17 protein-coding genes, 3 tRNA genes and 3 rRNA genes are annotated in these 25,576 nt (G+C 47.3%); 6 read left to right on the top strand and 17 right to left on the bottom strand.

Annotation, left to right across the window (positions count from 1 at the left end):
• Positions 1-49 precede the first annotated feature (49 nt).
• From crcB to C1S74_RS11030, 11 genes are all read right to left on the bottom strand, one after another.
• Complete coding sequence (crcB, locus tag C1S74_RS11080) at positions 50-433, bottom strand: fluoride efflux transporter CrcB (RefSeq protein ID WP_005430379.1); 384 nt, start codon at positions 431-433, stop codon at positions 50-52.
• Between the two features lie 123 nt (positions 434-556).
• Positions 557-1,939 (bottom strand): multicopper oxidase family protein, encoded by a 1,383-nt coding sequence (locus C1S74_RS11075; RefSeq protein ID WP_045403329.1) that lies wholly within the window; start codon positions 1,937-1,939, stop codon positions 557-559.
• 299 nt (positions 1,940-2,238) lie between these two features.
• Positions 2,239-2,315, bottom strand: a tRNA-Asp gene (locus C1S74_RS11070).
• Between the two features lie 32 nt (positions 2,316-2,347).
• Positions 2,348-2,464, bottom strand: a 5S ribosomal RNA gene (gene rrf / locus C1S74_RS11065).
• A gap of 88 nt (positions 2,465-2,552) precedes the next feature.
• Positions 2,553-5,443: ribosomal RNA gene (locus tag C1S74_RS11060) — 23S ribosomal RNA — on the bottom strand.
• Positions 5,444-5,734: 291 nt separating this feature from the next.
• A tRNA-Ala gene (locus C1S74_RS11055) sits at positions 5,735-5,810 on the bottom strand.
• A gap of 36 nt (positions 5,811-5,846) precedes the next feature.
• Positions 5,847-5,923: transfer RNA gene (locus tag C1S74_RS11050), tRNA-Ile, on the bottom strand.
• 65 nt (positions 5,924-5,988) lie between these two features.
• Positions 5,989-7,541 (bottom strand): 16S ribosomal RNA (locus C1S74_RS11045).
• Together the 16S, 23S and 5S rRNA genes with 3 tRNA genes alongside form the textbook arrangement of a ribosomal RNA operon.
• A gap of 518 nt (positions 7,542-8,059) precedes the next feature.
• Positions 8,060-8,587: a menaquinone-dependent protoporphyrinogen IX dehydrogenase gene (hemG, locus tag C1S74_RS11040; RefSeq protein WP_045398026.1), complete on the bottom strand. Its 528-nt coding sequence runs from the start codon at positions 8,585-8,587 to the stop codon at positions 8,060-8,062.
• A 9-nt stretch (positions 8,588-8,596) separates the two neighbouring features.
• Entirely contained in the window at positions 8,597-10,054 is a 1,458-nt protein-coding gene (locus C1S74_RS11035) for a TrkH family potassium uptake protein (protein ID WP_045398023.1), read from the bottom strand.
• A 46-nt stretch (positions 10,055-10,100) separates the two neighbouring features.
• A complete protein-coding gene (locus C1S74_RS11030; RefSeq protein WP_045398021.1) occupies positions 10,101-10,724 on the bottom strand; it encodes a YigZ family protein in 624 nt (207 codons plus the stop codon).
• A 269-nt stretch (positions 10,725-10,993) separates the two neighbouring features.
• On the opposite strand from C1S74_RS11030, the gene fadB reads away from it, so the two are divergent.
• From fadB to acuI, 3 genes are all read left to right on the top strand, one after another.
• Positions 10,994-13,165 (top strand): fatty acid oxidation complex subunit alpha FadB, encoded by a 2,172-nt coding sequence (gene fadB / locus C1S74_RS11025; RefSeq protein ID WP_045398019.1) that lies wholly within the window; start codon positions 10,994-10,996, stop codon positions 13,163-13,165.
• Between the two features lie 14 nt (positions 13,166-13,179).
• The gene (gene fadA, locus C1S74_RS11020) at positions 13,180-14,355 is read left to right on the top strand and encodes an acetyl-CoA C-acyltransferase FadA (protein WP_045398016.1); all 1,176 of its coding nucleotides are present in this window, start codon (positions 13,180-13,182) and stop codon (positions 14,353-14,355) included.
• A gap of 266 nt (positions 14,356-14,621) precedes the next feature.
• Positions 14,622-15,602, top strand: a complete 981-nt coding sequence (gene acuI / locus C1S74_RS11015) for an acrylyl-CoA reductase (NADPH) (protein WP_045398013.1) — start codon at positions 14,622-14,624, stop codon at positions 15,600-15,602.
• Between the two features lie 67 nt (positions 15,603-15,669).
• On the opposite strand, the gene C1S74_RS11010 is transcribed toward acuI, so the two are convergent.
• The 3 genes from C1S74_RS11010 to C1S74_RS11000 all read right to left on the bottom strand — a co-directional run bounded on the left by C1S74_RS11010 (position 15,670) and on the right by C1S74_RS11000 (position 18,231).
• Positions 15,670-16,590 carry a c-type cytochrome gene (locus C1S74_RS11010; protein WP_045398035.1) on the bottom strand — a complete coding sequence of 307 codons (921 nt, stop codon included), beginning with the start codon at positions 16,588-16,590 and terminating at the stop codon, positions 15,670-15,672.
• A 66-nt stretch (positions 16,591-16,656) separates the two neighbouring features.
• Entirely contained in the window at positions 16,657-17,220 is a 564-nt protein-coding gene (locus tag C1S74_RS11005; protein WP_103415278.1) for a c-type cytochrome, read from the bottom strand.
• Positions 17,221-17,289: 69 nt separating this feature from the next.
• Positions 17,290-18,231 carry a LysR family transcriptional regulator gene (locus C1S74_RS11000; RefSeq protein WP_045398029.1) on the bottom strand — a complete coding sequence of 314 codons (942 nt, stop codon included), beginning with the start codon at positions 18,229-18,231 and terminating at the stop codon, positions 17,290-17,292.
• Between the two features lie 219 nt (positions 18,232-18,450).
• Here C1S74_RS11000 and C1S74_RS10995 point away from each other — a divergent pair, with 219 nt between their 5' ends.
• Complete coding sequence (locus C1S74_RS10995; RefSeq protein WP_156145315.1) at positions 18,451-21,882, top strand: DUF7151 family protein; 3,432 nt, start codon at positions 18,451-18,453, stop codon at positions 21,880-21,882.
• Positions 21,883-22,160: 278 nt separating this feature from the next.
• On the opposite strand, the gene C1S74_RS10990 is transcribed toward C1S74_RS10995, so the two are convergent.
• Positions 22,161-22,343: a hypothetical protein gene (locus C1S74_RS10990; protein WP_005458692.1), complete on the bottom strand. Its 183-nt coding sequence runs from the start codon at positions 22,341-22,343 to the stop codon at positions 22,161-22,163.
• Between the two features lie 132 nt (positions 22,344-22,475).
• Here C1S74_RS10990 and tusA point away from each other — a divergent pair, with 132 nt between their 5' ends.
• Both tusA and C1S74_RS10980 read left to right on the top strand, forming a co-directional pair.
• The gene (tusA, locus tag C1S74_RS10985; RefSeq protein WP_005426051.1) at positions 22,476-22,724 is read left to right on the top strand and encodes a sulfurtransferase TusA; all 249 of its coding nucleotides are present in this window, start codon (positions 22,476-22,478) and stop codon (positions 22,722-22,724) included.
• 117 nt (positions 22,725-22,841) lie between these two features.
• Positions 22,842-24,278 (top strand): IS1182 family transposase, encoded by a 1,437-nt coding sequence (locus C1S74_RS10980; protein ID WP_103415277.1) that lies wholly within the window; start codon positions 22,842-22,844, stop codon positions 24,276-24,278.
• 109 nt (positions 24,279-24,387) lie between these two features.
• Here C1S74_RS10980 and C1S74_RS10975 read toward each other — a convergent pair whose 3' ends face one another.
• Positions 24,388-24,648, bottom strand: a complete 261-nt coding sequence (locus C1S74_RS10975; protein WP_045401007.1) for a hypothetical protein — start codon at positions 24,646-24,648, stop codon at positions 24,388-24,390.
• 159 nt (positions 24,649-24,807) lie between these two features.
• Positions 24,808-25,362 (bottom strand): TMEM165/GDT1 family protein, encoded by a 555-nt coding sequence (locus C1S74_RS10970; protein WP_045401010.1) that lies wholly within the window; start codon positions 25,360-25,362, stop codon positions 24,808-24,810.
• Positions 25,363-25,576: the final 214 nt, after the last annotated feature.

Raw genomic sequence — 25,576 nt, 5'->3', positions numbered from 1 at the left:
AACGGCTTGGTTAAACCAAGCCGACCTGATTAAGATTTGAGTATTTTTGCTAGCTACGCATCAATAATTGGAAACCAATCCACGCAGCCGAAATGCTTAACACGACATTCAGCAATACGTTCAATCCCATCTTAAAGAAAGCACCCTGCTGCATAAGCAACACGTTATCCATCGAGAAGGTAGAGAATGTGGTTAATGCGCCCAAAAAGCCAAGACCGATGATTTGACGCCATGGGTCAGTGACCATCAACTCAGTTTCAAACGCAGCAATGAGTAGACCCATAATAAATGAACCGACCACGTTCACGGTTAAGGTACCGTACGGAAAGCCACGACCAAGTAGCATCACACAAAGTTCAGAAATTAAGTAACGAGAACATGCACCAAATGCGCCACCCAATGCAATAAAACCCAAAACGGATAGTTGTCCCATAATTCCCCCAAAAAAGTTAATGGCGACATTGTAATCAAATTTACGGCAATAGTGATTATACAATCTTAGAATTCAGCAAAGTATAGCGCTTAAAACTTATCAAGATTTAAAAAGTTACAGGAGTCACTTTACCTCAATATAACCCATTAACCCCGTCTTCATGTGTTCAATCACATGACAATGGTACATCCAACGTCCTGGGTTATCTGCAACAAATGCCGCTTTCGCACTGCCGTTTTTTCCAAGTAAGACCGTATCGGTATTAAACGGTTCATCGAGTTTTTTGCCGTCTAATTCAAGAACGGTAAATGTGTGTCCATGAAGATGAATTGGATGGTGGTATTGAGTCACGTTCTTTAGATTAAAGATATAGGTTTTTCCCATCTCCAATGTTGAAAGCGGCGCAGGAATATTATCTTTACTCATTCCCTCCCAAGCTCGTTTATTCATCAGCCAGAATTTAGGTATCGCTTTGCCCGATTTATCAGCAGGAGTGACCGCCCCCTCCCACTCAAACACATAATCGATTTGCTCCGCATTTTTCAAATCAAGATCAGGCACAGGGTTGAGAGGCAATAAAGGCAGTTTCTGGTTGCTCGGTAGGTTAGACTCAACAATATCAAACTCACACAAAGGGAATGGGAAGCGCCCTTTCATTTGACGCACATAAACACGCTCTCCAACCTTCGGAGCAATCAATCCGACATCCAACCTCATTCCCGGACCAATTTTGTGTTGAGTGAGCCTATAAGGCGTTCTAACAGGATTACCATCAATAGCAATAACCCAAGCCTCTGCGCCTTCAATAGCGATCGGGTAAGTAATGGTGTTATCGACATTAGCAATTCTTAATCGCGTGGTAGCATTCTGCTTCAGCGTATAAACAGGCTCATGAACACCATTGACACTACTCCACTCTCCGGGAGTCCCCATACGTGCACTCAAGCGCGGCACCATAAGTTTTTTCCACTGACCTTGTTTGTCTATATGCCAATGCTTCAGGACGACTTCATGTTCTTCATCAAACTGAACAGGCTCTGCCTCATCAACGATAATTAATCCAACTAACCCCATACCAAGCTGCTTAGCACTATTCATGTGTGGGTGATACCAAAACGTGCCCGCATCTGGCGGTGTAAATTCATAAACGAATGTTTCACCCGGCATGATAGGCGGCTGGCTCAAGAAAGGGACACCATCCATTTCAATAGGGATTCGCAAGCCATGCCAGTGGATTGTAGTCGGCTCTGAAAGCTTGTTAGTAAACCGAATTATAACTTTCTCGCCTTGGCGACATCGAATCGTAGGTGCTGGAATCGAGCCATTGAACGCAAGTACATCCGTGTTAAATCCTGGGACCAATTGTGCAGTAGAAGGCTCTGCAGTGATGTCGTATATATGCTGCCCCTGTTTATTAGTACTCCTAGATAGAGAACATGCAGGCAGAACGGTAAGCGCAGAGATCGCTAAGGAAGATTGAAGAAAACGTCGACGAGATATATCCATGTATTTAGTCACTCATTATTCCAATTGATGTGAGTGTAACTAAATATTAATAATGATTCTCACTTATCTTTTAAAGATGTGCAGTCATAATGCTTATGGGTCAGAGGTTATAAATGAAGATCCATATTTTATAGGCACTAAAAAGGTAGTAAGCACCTACACACATATAATAAAGAAGTAAAAGAGGTCGGCTTGAGAAGGAGGGAGCTTAATGGTAAATAAGGCTAGAGCAAGTAGGAAATTGAAGGCTCTAGAAACGACGAAAGCCTTGCTATTTCTAGCAAGGCTTTCTAAATAAGTGGCGGAGCGGACGGGACTCGAACCCGCGACCCCCGGCGTGACAGGCCGGTATTCTAACCAACTGAACTACCGCTCCGCACTGGTTAGACATTTAAGTCTAAATTTAAAGCCTGGCGATGTCCTACTCTCACATGGGGAAACCCCACACTACCATCGGCGCTAATTCGTTTCACTTCTGAGTTCGGAATGGAAGTCAGGTGGGTCCAAATCGCTATGGTCGCCAAGCAAATTCTTTAATTCGGAAAGCTGTTTCTAAGTTCTTACACATTCAATCGTTCTTGCATTGAGTCCATCAAAACCCCTTGGGTGTTGTATGGTTAAGCCTCACGGGCAATTAGTACAGGTTAGCTCAACGCCTCACAACGCTTACACACCCTGCCTATCAACGTTCTAGTCTCGAACAACCCTTTAGGATACTTAAAGTATCAGGGAAGACTCATCTCAGGGCTCGCTTCCCGCTTAGATGCTTTCAGCGGTTATCGATTCCGAACTTAGCTACCGGGCAATGCGTCTGGCGACACAACCCGAACACCAGAGGTTCGTCCACTCCGGTCCTCTCGTACTAGGAGCAGCCCCCTTCAATCTTCCAACGCCCACGGCAGATAGGGACCGAACTGTCTCACGACGTTCTAAACCCAGCTCGCGTACCACTTTAAATGGCGAACAGCCATACCCTTGGGACCGACTTCAGCCCCAGGATGTGATGAGCCGACATCGAGGTGCCAAACACCGCCGTCGATATGAACTCTTGGGCGGTATCAGCCTGTTATCCCCGGAGTACCTTTTATCCGTTGAGCGATGGCCCTTCCATACAGAACCACCGGATCACTATGACCTGCTTTCGCACCTGCTCGAATTGTCATTCTCGCAGTCAAGCGGGCTTATGCCATTGCACTAACCTCACGATGTCCAACCGTGATTAGCCCACCTTCGTGCTCCTCCGTTACTCTTTGGGAGGAGACCGCCCCAGTCAAACTACCCACCAGGCACTGTCCGCAACCCCGATTAGGGGTCGACGTTAGAACATCAACACTACAAGGGTGGTATTTCAAGGACGGCTCCACACAATCTAGCGACTGTGCTTCAAAGCCTCCCACCTATCCTACACATGTAGGGTCAATGTTCAGTGCCAAGCTGTAGTAAAGGTTCACGGGGTCTTTCCGTCTAGCCGCGGGTACACTGCATCTTCACAGCGATTTCAATTTCACTGAGTCTCGGGTGGAGACAGCGTGGCCATCATTACGCCATTCGTGCAGGTCGGAACTTACCCGACAAGGAATTTCGCTACCTTAGGACCGTTATAGTTACGGCCGCCGTTTACCGGGGCTTCGATCAAGAGCTTCGACCGAAGTCTAACCCCATCAATTAACCTTCCGGCACCGGGCAGGCGTCACACCGTATACGTCATCTTACGATTTTGCACAGTGCTGTGTTTTTAATAAACAGTTGCAGCCACCTGGTATCTGCGACTCTCGTCAGCTCCATCCGCAAGGGACTTCACCATCAAGAGCGTACCTTCTCCCGAAGTTACGGTACCATTTTGCCTAGTTCCTTCACCCGAGTTCTCTCAAGCGCCTTGGTATTCTCTACCCGACCACCTGTGTCGGTTTGGGGTACGATTCCTTACAATCTGAAGCTTAGAGGCTTTTCCTGGAAGCATGGCATCAATGACTTCACTACCGTAGTAGCTCGACGTCGTGTCTCAGCCTTAAGAAGAGCCGGATTTACCTAACTCTTCAGCCTACGCACTTGAACCTGGACAACCGTCGCCAGGCCCACCTAGCCTTCTCCGTCCCCCCATCGCAATTGTAAGAAGTACGGGAATATTAACCCGTTTCCCATCGACTACGCCTTTCGGCCTCGCCTTAGGGGTCGACTTACCCTGCCCCGATTAACGTTGGACAGGAACCCTTGGTCTTCCGGCGAGGAGGTTTTTCACCCCCTTTATCGTTACTCATGTCAGCATTCGCACTTCTGATACCTCCAGCATGCTTTACAACACACCTTCAACGGCTTACAGAACGCTCCCCTACCCAATGAAGTAAACTTCATTGCCGCAGCTTCGGTTTATTACTTAGCCCCGTTACATCTTCCGCGCAGGCCGACTCGACCAGTGAGCTATTACGCTTTCTTTAAATGATGGCTGCTTCTAAGCCAACATCCTGGCTGTCTGAGCCTTCCCACATCGTTTCCCACTTAGTAATAATTTGGGACCTTAGCTGGCGGTCTGGGTTGTTTCCCTCTCCACGACGGACGTTAGCACCCGCCGTGTGTCTCCCGGATAGTACTTACTGGTATTCGGAGTTTGCAAAGGGTTGGTAAGTCGGGATGACCCCCTAGCCTTAACAGTGCTCTACCCCCAGTAGTATTCGTCCGAGGCGCTACCTAAATAGCTTTCGGGGAGAACCAGCTATCTCCAGGTTTGATTGGCCTTTCACCCCTAGCCACAAGTCATCCGCTAATTTTTCAACATTAGTCGGTTCGGTCCTCCAATTGATGTTACTCAATCTTCAACCTGCCCATGGCTAGATCACCTGGTTTCGGGTCTATATCCAGCGACTAAGTCGCGCAGTTAACACTCGCTTTCGCTACGGCTCCCCTAGATGGTTAACCTTGCCACTGAATATAAGTCGCTGACCCATTATACAAAAGGTACGCAGTCACACCACGAAGGTGCTCCTACTGCTTGTACGTACACGGTTTCAGGTTCTATTTCACTCCCCTCACAGGGGTTCTTTTCGCCTTTCCCTCACGGTACTGGTTCACTATCGGTCAGTCAGTAGTATTTAGCCTTGGAGGATGGTCCCCCCATATTCAGACAGGATATCACGTGTCCCGCCCTACTCGATTTCACTGAATGTGCGTTGTCAACTACGGGGCTATCACCCTTTATTGCCGGACTTTCCAGACCGTTCGTCTAACGCATATAAAGCTTAAGGGCTAGTCCAATTTCGCTCGCCGCTACTTTCGGAATCTCGGTTGATTTCTTTTCCTCGGGGTACTTAGATGTTTCAGTTCCCCCGGTTCGCCTCGCTGCGCTATGTATTCACGCAGCGATACTAGCTTATGCTAGTGGGTTTCCCCATTCGGAAATCCCAGACTCAAGTGGTTTTTACTACCTAATCTGGGCTTATCGCAAGTTAATACGTCCTTCATCGCCTCTGACTGCCAAGGCATCCACCGTGTACGCTTAGTCACTTAACCATACAACCCGAAGGAGTTTCGAGTTGATGTTCAAATCACCAAAGTTGTCTCTCATTATTTGAATGAGCGAGAGACATATCGATTTTGCCGGACTCAATTTCGAATAATCACAGTAAAAGTGATATTCCCAAGAACACTTGAATGTGTTTTTTGGTGTTTGTCATAAAGACAAACATTGAGAACTTTACAAACAAACTTAAAAGTTTGTTTTGTCAGCTTTCCAAATTGTTAAAGAGCTAGATTTTCTGATGAAAACCATTTTTAAAAGCACTCATCGAATGCGCTTAAAGATGGTGGAGCTATGCGGGATCGAACCGCAGACCTCCTGCGTGCAAGGCAGGCGCTCTCCCAGCTGAGCTATAGCCCCATCAGTGTGATACTGTGTGCCAATTTCCAAGGAAATTGGTGGGTCTGAGTGGACTCGAACCACCGACCTCTCGCTTATCAGGCGAACGCTCTAACCACCTGAGCTACAGACCCAGTATCGTCTCTTACTTATAAACCGTATCAATCTGTGTGGACACTCATCGTGAGTAATCATCGTATAAGGAGGTGATCCAGCGCCAGGTTCCCCTAGCGCTACCTTGTTACGACTTCACCCCAGTCATGAACCACAAAGTGGTAAGCGTCCTCCCGAAGGTTAAACTACCTACTTCTTTTGCAGCCCACTCCCATGGTGTGACGGGCGGTGTGTACAAGGCCCGGGAACGTATTCACCGTGGCATTCTGATCCACGATTACTAGCGATTCCGACTTCATGGAGTCGAGTTGCAGACTCCAATCCGGACTACGACGCACTTTTTGGGATTCGCTCACTATCGCTAGCTTGCTGCCCTCTGTATGCGCCATTGTAGCACGTGTGTAGCCCTACTCGTAAGGGCCATGATGACTTGACGTCGTCCCCACCTTCCTCCGGTTTATCACCGGCAGTCTCCCTGGAGTTCCCGACATTACTCGCTGGCAAACAAGGATAAGGGTTGCGCTCGTTGCGGGACTTAACCCAACATTTCACAACACGAGCTGACGACAGCCATGCAGCACCTGTCTCAGAGTTCCCGAAGGCACCAATCCATCTCTGGAAAGTTCTCTGGATGTCAAGAGTAGGTAAGGTTCTTCGCGTTGCATCGAATTAAACCACATGCTCCACCGCTTGTGCGGGCCCCCGTCAATTCATTTGAGTTTTAATCTTGCGACCGTACTCCCCAGGCGGTCTACTTAACGCGTTAGCTCCGAAAGCCACGGCTCAAGGCCACAACCTCCAAGTAGACATCGTTTACGGCGTGGACTACCAGGGTATCTAATCCTGTTTGCTCCCCACGCTTTCGCATCTGAGTGTCAGTATCTGTCCAGGGGGCCGCCTTCGCCACCGGTATTCCTTCAGATCTCTACGCATTTCACCGCTACACCTGAAATTCTACCCCCCTCTACAGTACTCTAGTCTGCCAGTTTCAAATGCTATTCCGAGGTTGAGCCCCGGGCTTTCACATCTGACTTAACAAACCACCTGCATGCGCTTTACGCCCAGTAATTCCGATTAACGCTCGCACCCTCCGTATTACCGCGGCTGCTGGCACGGAGTTAGCCGGTGCTTCTTCTGTCGCTAACGTCAAATAATGCAGCTATTAACTACACTACCTTCCTCACGACTGAAAGTGCTTTACAACCCGAAGGCCTTCTTCACACACGCGGCATGGCTGCATCAGGCTTGCGCCCATTGTGCAATATTCCCCACTGCTGCCTCCCGTAGGAGTCTGGACCGTGTCTCAGTTCCAGTGTGGCTGATCATCCTCTCAGACCAGCTAGGGATCGTCGCCTTGGTGAGCCATTACCTCACCAACTAGCTAATCCCACCTAGGCATATCCTGACGCGAGAGGCCCTAAGGTCCCCCTCTTTGGCCCGTAGGCATCATGCGGTATTAGCCATCGTTTCCAATGGTTATCCCCCACATCAGGGCAATTTCCTAGGCATTACTCACCCGTCCGCCGCTCGACGCCCTTAACGTTCCCCGAAGGTTCAGTTAAGTCGTTTCCGCTCGACTTGCATGTGTTAGGCCTGCCGCCAGCGTTCAATCTGAGCCATGATCAAACTCTTCAATTTAAGATTTTGTTCGGCTCAACGAATACTGACTTCAAAACTCATCCTTACTCGAAAGTAAGAAGTAATTTTAAAGCTATTATCATTCCAACAGAATGATAATGAATTGACTGTGCCAAGTCCCCTAATGTTGCCAAAAGAAGTCTTGATTGGTCACTCAGTTCATTGAAACCTAATTTGAAACCGAAGTTTCTAATTGGATTATCATCAACGAGTGCCCACACAGATTGATAGGTCTATATTGTTAAAGAGCTTTCCTATTGAGCCTTGCTCAAATCGGACGGCCATTTTAGCGAGTTAAAGTTTAGTGTCAATCACTTTTTTCAAACTTTCTTTCAAGCGTTTCCGCTTGGCTAATTGGCTTGCTAACTCAACCTCGTTTCTTTCGAAGCGTTGCCGTGTCAGCGAGGTGGCATTATAGAGATTGCGATCACATTGGCAAGCCCTTTTTCTCGTTTTTTTTGATTTTTTTATCGTTCGGATAAATTTGCTTCAAAAGCGGTCAAAAGAGCACGTTATTTCTACAGTTCTTTGAATTTATCTGCGAAAAGAGCCACTTTTTCCCAATTGGTGTATTCCACTTCTTTGGTCGTATCGGTTTCACCACCTGTCATCGACATAATGAACTTAATCATAGTTTTGTCGAACCATCCGTAACGTGGGTAATAAAGAGCACCAGCAAAAACACCGATTAAGGTTGGTTTCCAAGGCGACTTGATTAGGAACTTACGAATGTAAGCACTACCCTCTGGCGTATCCTTTCCTTGGTCTTCTTTACGAGCGGTTAGGTTTACGCAGAAAAACGCCACTTTACTTTGTTCAAGTTGATTGAGGTTTCGCTCAATAAACTGGTACAGCTTCTTATTAAGATGACCATAACGAATAGACGCTCCAATCAATACCCTGTCGTATTGGCTAAAATCAATCATCTCAACATTATGTAAATCCACCAGCTCGCATTCGAAGTCTGTTAGCTTCTCATCTATATAGTGGAGAATTTTTTTAGTCTGCCCTTCACGGGAGGAATATAGAAATAATGCTTTTGCCACGATTTCCCCTTAGCTACGCCAAAACGTCGGCGTAAGTAGAATAAGTAAGGTAAAGATTTCCAAACGGCCAAACAGCATAGAAACAATCAATACCCATTTTGCTTTGTCGTTCACATCGCCAAAGTGAAGCGCAACTTCACCCAAACCTGGACCTAAGTTGTTGAGCGTTGCTGCAACCGCAGAGAACGCGCTTAGCTCATCCATCCCTGTAGCAATCAAGCCCAACATACAAACCACGAACACCAAAGCGTAAGCAGAGAAGAATCCCCAAACCGCATCAACGACTCTTTGCGGCAGAGCACTGCCACCCACTTTGATGGTGTAAACCGCACGAGGGTGCACCAAACGCTTCAGCTCACGCGCGCCTTGTAAGGTCAGTAGCAGAATACGGATCACTTTCATGCCGCCGCCAGTCGAACCAGCACAACCACCTATAAAAGAAGAGAACAACAACAGCACTGGTAAGAATAATGGCCAATCAGCAAAGCCGGTTGTGGTAAAGCCAGCCGTAGTTGAGATGGACACGGTCTGAAAAAGCGCTTGATCGAATGCATCATAGGTTGAGTCGTAAGAATGGTGATTCAACAATAATAAGAAGCACACCAAGAACAAAACAACTTGTATAAAGATGAACGCGCGGAACTCTGGATCTTTCCAATAGTATTTAGGATGCACGCCGCCAGACGCAAACGCGGCGAAGTGCAAAGAATAGTTACATGCTGAGATTAACAAGAAGACAACGGTGATCATGTTAATGGCATAGCTATCGAAATAGCCCATGCTGGCATCGTGCGTAGAGAAACCACCGATAGCAATGGTTGAGAAGCTATGGCTAATCGCATCGAATGGCGTCATTCCCGCAACCCAAAATGCTGCAGCACATGCGATCGTCAGACTTAAATAGATATACCATAGCGCTTTAGCCGTTTCGGCAATACGCGGCGTCATCTTAGTATCTTTGACTGGCCCTGGGATTTCTGCACGATAAAGCTGCATACCACCGATACCAAGCACTGGTAGGATTGCAACGGCTAATACGATGATCCCCATACCGCCAAACCACTGCAGAAGCTGGCGATAAAAGAGAATCGCTTTTGGCAACTCGTCGAGCCCGACGATCACCGTCGCACCCGTTGTCGTTAAAGCAGAGAAAGACTCAAAAAAAGCGTCAGTCACAGATACATTGGGGTTATCTGAGATCAGAAAAGGAATAGAGCCTGCACTACCAAGTACGGTCCAGAAAAGAACAACAATAAGAAAGCCATCACGCGCTTTAAGCTCGTGTTTATACCTGCGGTTTGGGAACCAACATATCCCACCACACAATAGAAGTACGAAGAAAGTCGTGACAAAAGGTACACCCGCACCATCTCGATAGATAAGCGCGACCAATGCTGGCGCGAGCATTGTGACACTAAAAAGCGCGAGCAATAGCCCGACGATTCGAATAATTGAACGAAATTGCATGGATTAATTGACTAGCGAAGCTGTCCCTGTGGCTTCCTATATTTCATTATTGTCCGTCTATAGGGGTGACAATTGCCTTTGCACCGCTTTTGTTGATGATAGTTTGGGTAAAGGCGCTCACTTCACGTAGCTCAATTTCCAACACTAATACCACCTGATCGCTGTACTCAGCTTCAACTTCAACCGCACCAAACTGGGGCATGATCGACTGTGCGATAGGCATAAAACCATAGTCTAACTCTAGACGGAGTTTTGTGGTTATTTTTTTCTCAATTGTTTGAAGCAGCTTGAGCGCTTGTTGCACACCGCCACCATAAGCTTTCACCAAACCACCCGTGCCTAACTTAATGCCACCAGAATATCGAGTAACAACAGCTGTGAGTTCTCCTACACCAGAACCAGACAATTGAGCTAGGATCGGTTTTCCGGCTGTCCCCGATGGTTCTCCGTCATCGCTAAACCCCCACTTCATCGAATCTTCTGGTCGACCCGCAACAAATCCCCAGCAGTTATGCCTTGCATCAGAGTGCTTGGTTTTGATCTGCTCTACGAACGCCTTTGCAGCCTCTATGTTCGGCGTATGAGCCAAATAGGTAATAAAGACGCTCTTTTTGATTTCTTCTTCAAATTGAGCAGGCGCGGCAGGGATAAGATAAGGCTTGTCATTCATAGGATTAGGTCACTTTTCTCTTTGTCCAAAGTCTATCACGAGACGGAATTGTGAGTCGCATAAGATCTGCACCAGCGCACAATGTTAAACACTTGTTTAAAAAATGTATTGAAATTAACCAATGCGAGGTCCAAACTAACTTCACTGGTCAAACCAGAACAACAAATATAACGACTTTCCTCTATATCAATTTGCTGCCCTATACGGCGCTCAGCCCGCATCAAATCGGTATACAGACAATCCAAGATTGTATGTCATGGAGATAGACAATGATTTACCAAGCCGAAACCCTACAGGTAAAGGAAGTACAAGATGGCATTGCAGAGCTTAGCTTCTGCTCTCCAAAATCCGTAAACAAGCTCGATCTAGCAACACTAGAGTCACTCGACAAAGCTCTTGATGCCCTAATAGCGCACCAAGGGCTGAAGGGCTTGATGCTCACCTCAGATAAAGACGCGTTCATTGTTGGCGCGGACATCACTGAATTCTTAGGTCTTTTTGCTAAGACAGACGCTGAGCTCGATCAGTGGCTGCAATTTGCTAACAGCATCTTCAACAAGCTGGAAGACTTGCCTGTCCCGACTATCTCGGTACTAAAAGGTCACACGTTAGGTGGCGGTTGTGAGTGCGTGCTTGCAACTGATATGCGAATTGGTGACAAAACCACCAGCATCGGTCTACCAGAAACAAAATTAGGCATCATGCCTGGCTTTGGCGGTTGCGTACGTCTGCCACGAGTTATCGGTGCCGACAGTGCAATGGAAGTGATCACGCAAGGTAAAGCGTATCGTGCGGATGAAGCATTGAAGATTGGTCTTCTTGATGCGGTTGTTGATAGCGACGCACTTTACGAGTCAGCACTACAAACACTGACATCGGCAATCAACGAGAAGCTAGACTGGCAAGCTCGTCGCAAACAAAAGACATCACCACTCACACTAAGTAAGCTTGAATCAATGATGAGCTTTACCATGGCGAAGGGGCTGGTGGCACAAAAAGCAGGTCCTCACTACCCTGCACCAATGACAGCGGTTGTTACTATTGAAGAAGGCGCGCGCTTCGCTCGCAATGAAGCACTAGACATTGAGCGCAAACACTTCGTAAAACTGGCTAAGTCAGAAGAAGCAAAATCACTGGTTGGTCTCTTCCTTAATGACCAATACATCAAAGGGCTTGCTAAAAAGTCAGCCAAGTCAGCGAGTAAAGATACACAACGTGCAGCCGTTCTTGGTGCGGGGATCATGGGTGGCGGTATCGCCTACCAATCTGCATTAAAAGGCGTCCCAGTCTTAATGAAAGACATCGCACAACCATCACTCGATTTAGGAATGACCGAAGCCTCTAAACTGCTGAATAAACGCCTATCTCGTGGTCGCATTGACGGCTTTAAGATGGCAGGCATCTTAGCGTCTATCACACCAAGCTTACATTACGCGGGTATCGAAGAATCAGACGTGATTGTTGAAGCCGTGGTTGAAAACCCGAAAGTAAAAGCCGCAGTTCTAAGTGAAGTAGAAGCGCATGTCGGTGACGACACCGTTATAACCTCAAACACCTCGACAATTCCAATTAACCTTTTGGCGAAATCGCTAAAACGCCCAGAAAACTTCTGTGGTATGCACTTCTTTAACCCTGTGCATCGTATGCCTCTTGTTGAGATCATCCGTGGTGAGCACACCTCTGATGAAACCATCAATCGTGTTGTTGCATACGCAGCGAAAATGGGCAAATCACCAATTGTCGTCAATGACTGCCCAGGATTCTTTGTTAACCGCGTTCTATTCCCATACTTTGGCGGCTTCAGCATGCTACTTCGTGATGGTGCTGACTTTACGAAAATCGACAAAATCATGGAGCGTAAGTTTGGCTGGCCGATGGGACCTGCATACTTGCTCGATGTTGTTGGTATTGATACCGCCCACCACGCACAAGCCGTGATGGCGCAAGGTTTCCCTGAGCGCATGGGCAAACAAGGTCGTGACGCGATCGATGCACTGTTCGAAGCAGATAAATACGGCCAGAAAAATGGTAATGGCTTCTACAGCTACACCATTGATAGAAAAGGTAAACCGAAGAAAACCTTCTCTGAAGAAATCTTGTCGGTACTCGCTGACGTTTGTGCCGATAAGCAGGACTTTGACGAGCAGACCATCATTCAACGCATGATGATTCCAATGATCAACGAAGTGGTACTGTGTCTACAAGAAGGCATCATCGCCACTCCTCAGGAAGCAGATATGGCATTGGTTTATGGGCTTGGCTTCCCTCCATTCCGCGGCGGCGTATTCCGTTACCTAGATAGTATAGGTATCGCTGAGTTTGTTGCCATGGCAAAACAATACTCAGAACTAGGTGCAATGTACCAAGTACCGCAGATGCTGATTGATATGGCGGCGAAAGGTGAAAGCTTTTACGGTGCACAACAGCAAGGTTCTATCTAAGGAGGGATTCTAAAATGACTAATCAAACAAGAAACGTTGTCGTAGTCGATTGCCTACGTACTCCAATGGGTCGCTCTAAAGGTGGTGCTTTCCGTCATACACGAGCAGAAGACCTATCTGCGCGCCTAATGAAAGGTATTCTGGCGCGTAACCCACAGGTGAACCCAAGTGAGATTGAAGATATCTACTGGGGCTGTGTACAACAAACACTAGAACAAGGTTTTAACGTTGCACGTAATGCCGCTTTGCTTGCAGGTCTTCCGATTGAAATTGGTGCGGTGACGGTTAACCGCCTGTGTGGCTCATCAATGCAAGCGCTACACGATGGAACACGTGCCATCATGACTGGCGATGCTGAAATCTGTCTAATTGGTGGTGTCGAACACATGGGACACGTACCAATGAATCACGGCGTGGACTTCCACCCAGGTATGTCAAAGACGGTAGCAAAAGCAGCAGGCATGATGGGCTTAACGGCAGAAATGCTTGGTAAGTTGCATGGTATTAGCCGTGAGCAGCAAGACGAGTTTGCTGCGCGTTCTCATGCTCGTGCACATGCTGCAACCGTAGAGGGTCGCTTTAAAAGCGAAATCCTACCGATTGAAGGCCACGCAGCAGACGGCACGCTATTCACTCTAGATCACGATGAAGTGATTCGTCCTGAAACATCCGTTGAAGGCCTATCTCAACTTCGTCCAGTATTCGACCCTACTAACGGCACAGTAACAGCCGGTACATCATCGGCGCTGTCTGATGGTGCATCAGCGATGTTGATCATGAGTGAAGAGAAAGCCAATGAACTTGGCTTGAAGATTCGTGCACGCATCAAAGGCATGGCCATTGCGGGCTGCGATCCTTCCATCATGGGTTATGGTCCTGTACCAGCTACACAGAAAGCACTTAAGCGCGCAGGTCTATCAATTGAAGACATGGATGTGGTTGAGCTAAACGAAGCATTTGCGGCACAATCTCTGCCATGTGCAAAAGACCTAGGCCTACTTGATGTAATGGATGAGAAGGTCAACCTCAATGGCGGTGCGATTGCATTGGGGCACCCACTTGGCTGTTCTGGCTCACGTATCTCAACGACGCTAATCAACCTCATGGAAGCTAAAGACGCAAAATACGGTCTCGCAACCATGTGTATTGGTTTAGGTCAGGGGATTGCGACCGTATTTGAGCGACCTTAGATTGCTTGAGAATCGCTAAGTCGTAGTGATCAGCCCAACAATCACGAACAAATGAACCAATACTGAAAATTTTTAGTATTACACTTAAGGGCGGCATCTGATGTCGCCCTTTGTTTTGCGCCAAACATTGCTCACATGCATAAAAAGCATACATTAAATGCTCAAGTTTCATTTTATTCATAGACAAAGAAGACATACACTTAGCACCAGTTGATATCTTGCTGCATGTGACCCAGAGTCACGCTACCGCACAATCGGAGAACCTTATGTTTAATGCTCTAGTTCTAAATCAAGAAGACAAACGTACTATCGCTAGCATCGAGCAAATCGATGAAACACAATTGCCTGAAGGCGACGTTCTGATTGACGTTGATTACTCATCGTTGAACTACAAAGACGGCCTTGCGATCACAGGTAAAGGTAAAATCATCCGTAACTTCCCGATGGTGCCGGGTATTGACCTAGCAGGCACGGTAGTAAGCTCAGAAGACGGCCGCTACCAAGCAGGTGACAAAGTTGTCCTTACTGGTTGGGGCGTAGGTGAAAACCATTGGGGCGGCATGTCTCAACGTGCTCGTCTAAAAGCGGATTGGCTAGTGCCATTACCAAAAGGTCTAGACAGCAAGAAAGCAATGATGGTGGGTACTGCAGGCTTCACTGGCATGTTATGTGTTCAGGCTCTATTGGATGCGGGCATCAAACCTGAAGCAGGAGAAATCCTAGTGACAGGCGCAAGCGGCGGTGTAGGCTCAGTAGCAGTAACGCTTCTAGCTCAGCTTGGTTACAAAGTTGCGGCCGTAACTGGTCGTGTTGAACAAAATGGCCCGCTACTAGAAAAGTTAGGTGCTAGCCGCATCATCGACCGTGTTGAATTTGAAGAGCCAGCTCGCCCACTCGAAAAACAAGTATGGGCAGGTGCCGTTGATACCGTAGGTAGCAAAGTACTAGCAAAAGTGTTGGCGCAAATGGATTACAACAGCGCAGTCGCGGCTTGTGGTCTTGCAGGTGGTTTCGATCTACCAACGACAGTGATGCCGTTCATCCTACGTAACGTTCGTCTACAAGGTGTGGATTCTGTTTCATGCCCATTTGAAAAACGTACAGCAGCATGGGAAAAATTGGTAGAGCTACTACCAGACAGCTACTTCGAACAAGCTTGTACTGAAGTAGAACTAGCTGAAGCGCCAAAATACGCAGAAGACATCACGAACGGCCAAGTAACGGGTCGTGTGGTTATCAAGCTATAAGCGTTAGCAACTCGATAGAATAAACAAAGCCGGTTCATTGCCGGCTTTTTGCTGTATTGCGTTTGAGTTAATACGCTTGAGAGCCAAGGATGTGCTTATCGAGCGGACTTGGCAGACCATAGGTTCCGTTGTGCTGATGGAATGCTTCTTTGGTCTGCTCGACATTCCCCTTAAACCTTGGCTCCTGTGGACGCTCATGGCTGTTAATGTACAGCGCCACATCCCAAGCATCTTGATCACTTAAACTATAGCCCTGCCCAAGCGGCATATTGGCTTTAATGAAAGCCGCTGCCGTGTTGATACGATGCATCCCTGCCCCCCAGTTGTAGCTGTCTTTGCCCCATAATGGCGGGAACACGTAACGCTCAGCAACTTGTCGTCCCTGCCCATTTTCTGCATGGCAAACCGCACATTGCTTTTGATAAACCTCTTCCCCACGAGCGAAATCAGGTTCTTGCTTTGGTTTATCAATATTCGCAAATCCACGTCCGGGTAGGTTGTTATCTACCACCCCCCCAAACGACACCCAATAGGAATAGGCGTTGAGGTCTTTGATCTCTTGGCTCAATACCTCTGGTGGTTTGCCATCTTTCGCATTCATAGAATAAAGAAAGCAGCCTTGCAGACGATCTCCAAAGGTATTCACGCGTTTATTCTTACCACGATACGCGGGGTAAGAAACATACGCAGCCCACATTGGCGCGGCATCGGCTACCTGACCACCACCAATGTGGCAGTTAGTGCAGTTCATGCCGTTGTTCACTTTACCTGACTTGTGCAGCTGCTGCGTGTTCATAAACAACGAATAACCACGTTTGATGGATTCGCCTAACTCTCCCTCTGGTAAACTTTGCCAATCTTGAGGCTGATGATGCGTTTCGTTATCTTTAAGATCACGCATCGAACCTATCTCATGCAGTTCAGTGTAGGCGTCTTCAGCCATCACCATAGGAGCAAGCAGAACAATGTACAAAATGTATCGATTCATAATCATTGCTCCCCTAGGTTAGCGAAGTAATCCGATACCGCAGCAATTTCTTCGTCACTGAGCGCCTTAGATATCGACACCATAGAGCCCAGCACACCCGGTGGACGCTTGTCTTGCTTCCAAGCCATCAACTGTTTTTTTTAGATAATCCGCATTTTGCCCAGCAAGTCGAGGAAAGGAAGGGTCAACGCCTACGCCGCTCGGGCCGTGGCAACTCACGCAAGCAGGTACGTTATCTTGCCATTTACCGCTGTATGCGATTTGTTCTCCCAGAGATATATCTCCCGGCCACGTTTCACCACGCCATTTAATGGTGAATGTTTTAGCGTCAGGCTGAGCTACATAGTGAGCGACGGCTTGTTTGATTTGTTCATCAGTGAGGTCATGCACGATTGGTTGCATGAAGGTGCTGGTGCGTTTTTGTTCGCGAAACGCTTTAACTTGGCTTGTTAGATAAGATTCCGATAACCCCCATAGGTTGGGGATGGTGTTTTCTCTCGCTTGTCCATCTTGCCCATGGCAATCGGCACAAACTTCCACTACAGATTGCTCTGCAACAACAGAAAAAGATAAACCGAGCGACAAAAATGACATCGAAAGCACTGCGCTTCCGTGGCGTTGCTTGCTCATAGAACTTCCTAGTGTTTTATTATGGTTGTAATTAAAACACTAGGACAAGTTCGCAATTATTCAATCAAATCAACCCAACCCCATGTCTTCAATTCGTTTGGCAATAAGCCGGCTACACTCTTCACGAACCACTGCACGCAACCACTCTTGAGCGGGCGAGTGCTCACAGCGAGCATGCCAAATCATTGAGTACTCAAACGGCGTGAATTGGAATGGTAATGGCTTCACCACCAAATCATAACGATCGGCAACCAAGTAAGCTAAATCCGCAGGTACCGTAATGATGATGGGTAACGTATCAACGATCGCCAGCGCGGCTTCCAGATGATAAGCACGAAGCACCATTTTACGTTTTGGCTTTTCCATTAAGGCTTGTTCAATCAACGCTTTTACCCCATCACTGATCGCAATCATTGCATGTGGGTAACTTAAGTAATCGTCTAAGCTCATCTCTTCATTCGCCAAAGGGTGTTGCTTAGAGAGCATACACAGCACACCGACTCGCCCTAACACTTCACTACGTAATGGTTCAACCGGCCCCGTAGGGCGACAAATCGCTAAGTCCGCGCCTTCATAAGTTAACTGATCAGACAAACGATCGTGTTGCAGCGGCAAAAAGTTAAACGATACATTCGGCGCTTCTTGATAGATACGTGGTAATGCGAAAGGCAGAATGGTCTGCATCGCATAATCCGTCGTGGCAATATTAAAAGTTTGATCACAGCTACGCGGGTCAAACTCTCGTGGAGAAAGTAATTGGCGCAGTGACTCCAGAGGGTCCCCCAAAGAGCGATCGATTTCTAACGCCTTTTGCGTCGGTATTAAGTGCTGACCTTGGCGTGTAAACAACGGATCGCCGAGCAAATCACGTAATCGACCGAGTACGCGGCTCATAGCCGATTGGCTTAAATTCAGACGCGTTGCTGCTTTGCTGACGCTGCTCTCTTCAATTAGCACGCGAAGCGCGACCAATAAGTTAAGATCTCGACGATAGATGTCTTCTAATTCCACGATTTGCCCCACTCTACTTTCAACTACAATGCTCACACAATATGAACATTGAAACCACACTAACTTACTAAACACATTCATCTCAAAAGTAAGACAGGCATTAAAGTCCCCTTGAGCATCGGCGTCAGGCCTTGTTAATATTTAACACATCAGAAACAACAAACGCTAACTAAATGATTTTATAAAATAAATTCACATAAACATACGATGCAAGGATGCATGATGATAAAATTTGCGCTTTACTCCGTACCCATTCTGGTACTGGCCGGCTGTGGTGGAGACAGCAATCCCGTCGACGCGGCCAATAATTCCGATGTCGCCAACGCCTTTCTTTTCCAATCAACACAAATAGCTACTGGTGCGGCCTGCCTCTACGGTGGTCAGCAATTTTTCACAGGCTTCGACAGCAATGGCGACGGTCAACTCAGTGATCAGGAAATGACCGACCAACAGGTGATCTGTAATAAAAGTGACAACAATCAAACCATCAACGCGTTGTTCCAAACTCATGCGGAAGCGGAAGCCGGCCAATGTGTCACCGGTGGTCAGCGTATTGATACTGGCTTTGATTATGACGCCGATGGTCAATTGAATGAAGAAGAAACGCTGTATCAATTCTATTTGTGTAATGACAGCGCGACTTTTGCCAACAACGCCGGTTACTTCTCGCTAATCAAACTGACCGACGAGCCAAGCGGTGCAGACTGTGCGACGGGCGGCACCATCATCAATAGCGGTCTCGATACCGATCGCAACCAGCAACTTGATGACAGTGAGATCACCAATCAACGTTATATTTGTAATGGTTCAAACAGTGCGGATGGGAGCGACGGAGCAGACGGAGCAGACGGAGCAGACGGAGCAGACGGAGCAGACGGAGCAGACGGAGCAGACGGAGCAGACGGAGCAGACGGAAATGATGGTGCCGATGGCAGCAATGGTCAAGACGGGATTAACTCTTTAATTGAGATAACCCCTGAATTGGCGGGCGCAAACTGCGCCAACGGCGGTTCAAAAATCGATGTAGGGCTGGATCTCAACCGGAATGATGTGCTCGACAGCGATGAAATCCAATCAAGTGAATACCTGTGTAATGGCGAGGATTTCCACCCACTAGAAGTAAGTGTACTTGGCTCAAACGTGAATGAAAACGATGATGATATTGTCTTTACTCTTTCATTGTCAGAAGCTCAAGACAATGCGCTCGACTTCACCTACGGCACCGTCAGTATCACAGCTACCGCCAACGAAGACTTCGAAGCTATGGCAGGCACACTGACGTTCACACCAGGGGAAACCAGCAAAGAAATTCGCATTCCTTTGATCAGTGACGCCACCTATGAATGTGACGAAATGCTGCTGCTGCAAGTAAATAGCGATGAAGGCAACTACAGTGCCTTTGCCAACATCACCGATAATGGTGAAACCTTGCCAAGCGCATCGATTCAATTTGCTTCACAGCGCGTCTTTGAAGACCAAGGTGACGTGAGTGCCAGCGTGGTGTTTGAGCACAAACTTTGCTCCGATCAAACCGTACTCATCACCACCTCTGGCGATGCTGAAAAAGATCAAGACTTTAGCGCACCAGAAAGCGTCGACTTGACCGCGGGCTATCGTGAGTACCCGATCCCACTCACGATCCTAGATGATACCGACAAAGAAGAGCTGGAATCATTCACCCTCACTGCCACCAGTGATGGGATTAATTTCTCACAAGCCAGCGCCTCACTGGCGATTGAGCCTGTGCCTGCACAACTTGCGGGTAGCTATTACGGCACCTGTATGATCACCCAAGATAGCTTAGTCCGCTGCTGGGGATACAACGGCTATGCGTTTGCAACAGGCGACAGCGATGAAGTTGGTATTGATTTTGGTGAAGCCGATATTTTCTACCGTTGTGACGATGAAAACTACCCAACCCTCATGAACACCGTAGCGCTTGAAAAGGGAGACACATACTGTACCAACTGGGGTGGCACTCGCACTGAATTCGGCGCAGATACCAACCTTGATGGCATTCTGAGTGACGATGAAGTGACAGGAGGTCGCAATCAATGTAATACCGAAACCCTCAATCGCCTGACGACAGAACCCGAGCGAATGGACATTCCTCAACTGTGTGCGCTGGGTGGTTCTATGGTGCTTTACGGTATCGACGATAACAGTAATGGCCAGCTAGATGGCACCACGCTCGCCGAGCAAATCCAATCGTCACAACTTGGCGACTTTGTCTTCAGCAAATTGCAAATTGGTGGCTACCACGGCTGTATGCTGACTGACGCCAACGAACTGCGTTGCTGGGGCAGTGACTCCAATGGTCGTGTGGCGAACGGCGGTAACACCATCGGTGACGACGCCGCGGAGCTGGGCAATGCCATTCCGGCCGTTGCACTCGGTGACAACCTCACCGTCAAAGACTTTGATATTGGTGAAGGCCACACCTGCGCCATCTTAAGCGATGACAGCTTAAAATGCTGGGGCTCAGGCAACAGTGGTCGATTGGGCCATGGTGAAACCACCAGCATTGGTGACAGCAGCGATGAACTGGGCAACAACATGCCAAGCGTAGATTTAGGTAACGATGCGCTTGGCGTACGACTGACCGCCGTGAAAGTGGCCGCTGGCTATCAACACACCTGTGCGATCCTTTCCGATAACAGCGTGAAATGCTGGGGCGACAATGGGGATCATGCACTCGGTAATGACGATCCCGATGGCAACGACATTGGCGATGATACCAACGAAATGGGCGATTTCTTGCAAGCAATCGACCTTGACAACGACGGTATTCCTGTCGACATTTTTGCTGGCTACGAGAACACCTGTGTCGCGTTTGATAACAACCGTTTGAAATGTTGGGGCAACAACGGTAGCGGTCAAGGTGGCCAAGCTCGCAGTGATGATCACATCGGTGATGCAGGCCAAGACTGGCAATTCAGTTACTGTGGTAATGGCAACGGCCCCGTCGTGGTGTCAGTTACCGAGAACACCTGTAACAATGGTCAGGGCTACACGATCGAGTACTTCATCGACGAAAATGACAATGGCTCCGTGGATAACGGTGAGTTCTACCGAACGCGTGGAGAATGCACCACCTCGTTTGACAGCAATTTGATTTCTCAATTGAACCAATACGCGCTGAATGATGTGGAATGTGAAGGCAAAGGCGGTTTCGATTGGGTTGCTGGGGTCGACGTTGATAACAATGGCAACTTTGGTAACGAAATGGGCGACAGCCTTAGCTTTATTGATGTGAAAACCTCAGCGCCACTCAAAACGTTGGTAATCGGCTACAGCGCGATTTGTGCCCTGTTTGAAGATCATACCCTCAACTGTTGGGGTGACAGCACCGAAGGCACCGCGGGTCTTGATCAAGAGATCCTGTGGGGCGATGACGTTGGTGAAACGCCATTGAATGCTCCTGAAGTTGACCTCGGCACCGATCGCTATGCGGTTGATATCGCTGGCGGCGGTTACCAAATGTGTGCCCTTTTGTATAACCATGACGTGAAGTGTTGGGGATACAGTGAATACGGTGAAACCGGTAGCCTTTATCTCTATGACTACTCGGTCGGTAATGGACTGGATTACGATGAAGATCGTCCCGTTCAAGAAATGGGCGATAACTTACCTGTAGTAGAAATATTCTAACCTCGTGAGATAACCGTAACACACTCAATGCCCTAACCTGTTGGTTGGGGCATTTTTTTAGCTCATTCTTATTGCCTAGGACACTAACAACTGAATCAGTAAAAAGCTCCATCACAGAAAAATGCCGTCTATAATGGGGACGCGGTTTGAAAATCACAGGCAAAAAAATCCCGCCTTTCAGCGGGGAAGCCCAAGAAAAATGGGGATAGTGTCGGAATGAAGTGTCGTTAAATTTGGTGAGCGTATATATCAATAGGTTTCGATTACAGCAAGAAGTGCTAATTTTCTTGCTCTGATGCACCTGACCATTTGTGCATCTCAATCCAAATCCCGATAATCGTTGCACTCATGCCTGCAAGAGGCATCAATGAGGTCTCAGCTGGCGTTCTAAGCACTAATGCACAAAACGAGATGAAGCATAAAACCGAATAGATAGTCAGTCTGTCTAACGCTGTTAACATCGTCTCTCCTTGCCAGTTGTTACCGAATTGTTAATTTAAAGTAAATCAAAAAATTCGGTTTGCCAAGTGGTTATTGAATATTTTTTCAACGAAAGTAAAATTCACCGCTCAGTTAGTTACGAGAATCACATTATGAGTTTTAATCCTGAACTGGCGACAAAAACCTTAGAGGCGGAAGGATTACGCTGCCCAGAGCCAGTGATGATGGTCAGGAAGACAATTCGAAACATGCAAGATGGTGAAGTATTGCTAGTGAAAGCAGACGACCCATCAACGACTCGAGATATCCCGAGCTTCTGCCGATTCATGGATCACCAGTTGATAGCGGCACAAACGGAACAGCTTCCATACCAGTACCTGATTAAGAAAGGTTTGGAATAATCTCAGCAAGATCAAAAACGGCAGCCAAAAGGCTGCCGTTTCAGACTGCTGACAAAGGTCTAGCCATCAGGCTAGACCTTTGATCTAATAGGGGTATCGAAAAATGGATACTCCAATATGCTACAAGATCCTTCTCCTCAACAATACGAATTTGAAATGGTGACGATGGAGCAGTTAGTTCCTAAAGACCATTTAGTCCGCAAAATTGATAAAGCCATAGACTTCGAATTTATCCGGGACCAAGTCGCTCACCTCTATTGTCAAGATAACGGTCGACCACCTGTTGACCCTGTTCGACTTTTCAAAATCATTTTTATTGGCTACCTCTTCGGAATCAAAAGCGAGCGACAGCTCGTTAAAGAGATTGAAGTCAATGTAGCCTATCGTTGGTTCTTGCGCATGTCGTTAACGGAGAAGGTTATCCATGCTTCAACACTGAGCCAAAACCGTATTCGCCGCTTCAATAATACCGACGTATTCGAACGTATCTTTATCAACATCGTTGAGCAGGCTATGGCCAAAGGCTTGGTCGCTGGGCAGCAACTCTTTACCGACAGCACTCACCTCAAAGCAAACGCTAACAAAAATAAACACACCAATGAGGTCAGAGACGTTCGAGCCAGTGCTTACCTCGACATGCTTGATGAAGACGTTGCATTAGACCGAGAACGAGAAGGAAAGAAGTCGCTTAAGGCACGAGTATCCGAGCCTAAAACAAAGAATACGAAAGTCAGTACTACAGACCCAGAAAGTGGTTTTATGACGAGAGACAATAAACCACAAGGCTTCTTCTACCTTGACCATCGTACCGTCGATGGTCTGCATGGGATCATCGTCGACACTCATGCGACGGCAGGTAATATCAATGACTCTCAACCCTATATTGAACGACTGGACTACACGCTAGAGCAGTTCAACCTTAACCCTATAGCTGTTGGTCTCGATGCCGGCTATTTTACCGCTCCCGTGGCAGAGTCATTAGAGCGCCGAAATATCTTAGGTGTGTTCGGCTACCGTAGGCCATCAAGAACAAAGAACACGTTCAAGAAGAAGCACTTTATCTACCACAAAGAGAGTGACAGTTATCGATGTCCAAATGGGCAAACGCTTATCTACAAAACGACGTCACGAGATGCTTATAGAGAGTATCACTCAGACCCGAAAGAATGCGTGCTCTGCCCAATGCGAAATGACTGTACTCAAAGTAAAAACATGAAGAAAGTCATCACCAGACACATCTATACAGATGCAGTGGAGAGAGCGAACCAAATGCGGCTCTCTCCCTATGGGAAGAAGAAGTATAGACGAAGAAGTGAGACGGTAGAAAGAAGCTTCGCTGATGCTAAGCAGCACCATGGACACCGTTATGCCCGCTTCCGTGGGCTAAGCAAAGTGCAAATGCAGTGTTGGTTAGCTGCCGCAGCTCAAAACATCAAGAAGATAGCTCTAGTAATGAGTTATTTACAAAAAATGGGGTTCAATATGGCTCAAATAAGACAAATATTAGCTTCTAAATACTTGTTTAAGAGTTGGAACAGATTAAATCTGGTATAGCGAAAAATATCGCGATCGCGACCTACGGTCGCTTATAAAAAAGAACCCCACCGAAAAAGGTGGGGTTCGTCATCAATCTGAAACGGCAGCCAAAAGGCTGCCGTTTGTTTTATTCATCGTATTCTAGAGTGCGAATTTCTGATTGTAGCTTATTCAATTGTTGCTTCATCGCACGCATTTCTTCATGCATAGGAATAATGTGAGCTACCCGAATCCACGCTTCCACCGTCAAACCAGTGAGAATGAAGGACCCTGCCACAATTGGCAACCACATATCAGTCAGCACCATAGCTAACAAGCACAGCGCTAAACCAAAGGTGAATAAATAACTCTGACTCTTTGGGGTCATACCCATGTAACGTGTAAGCATAAACTTGCCCTCTCGCTATCATTCACACCATTAAATTACCATGACAAGTATGACACTAATATGTCATCCGTCACGGTCCTGAATGATTTTGAGCCAGAGTTTGAACTTGTGCATTACTCGACTAGTTATTGATAATTCACACCATTTACGGACAAGAAATCAGAATAACGCGGCACCAATAGCCAAAGCAACAAATAGGAATGCAGTTACTTTACGAATGGCTCCAAGAGGCATCTTGTCGGCGGATAATTTACCAATCAAAACCACAGGCACATTGGCCAATAACATACCGATCGTCGTACCCAGAATTACCCAACTCAATGCATCGGCGTACTGCGCGCCTAAAATAGAAGTGGCAATCTGAGTTTTATCGCCAATCTCAGCAACAAAGAAAGCAATAAAGCTGGCAATAAAAGGACCGCGATTGGATATCTGCTCATCATCATCCAATTTATCTGGGATCAGCACCCACGCCGCCATGGCAATAAAACTGATCACCAGCACCCATTTCAGGATCTCTGGAGACAGATAATCGGCCACTACCACACCTAACCATGCAGCCAAAGCGTGGTTGGCAATAGTAGCCAAAAAGATTGCTGCAATAATAGGGATCGGTTTTCGGTAACGACTGGCAAGTAATAGAGATAGCAATTGGGTCTTATCGCCAATTTCTGCTAACGCTACAGTAGTAATTGAAATAGCTAAAACGCTCACGACATGCTCATTGGGGCGGGATTATTATATTTAACCTAAGACAAATCTCACGCCCCACCCCGGTTAGTGATGATTTGTCTAAGGTCTTGCTAAACTCATCGGGTTGATGAGTCTCGAGCGCCATGGTGATTTTGCACCAATTATGTTGACGAACGAACCAGATGAAACAGACATTTCATCGGGTAAGCTACTCCCCAAAGACAGGCGCAATTCT

The organism is Vibrio hyugaensis (genome assembly GCF_002906655.1).
GTDB classification, from domain to species: Bacteria; Pseudomonadota; Gammaproteobacteria; order Enterobacterales; family Vibrionaceae; genus Vibrio; species Vibrio hyugaensis.
The sequence above is the reverse complement of the archived record's forward strand: the minus strand, read 5'-3'. Positions and strand labels throughout refer to the sequence as shown.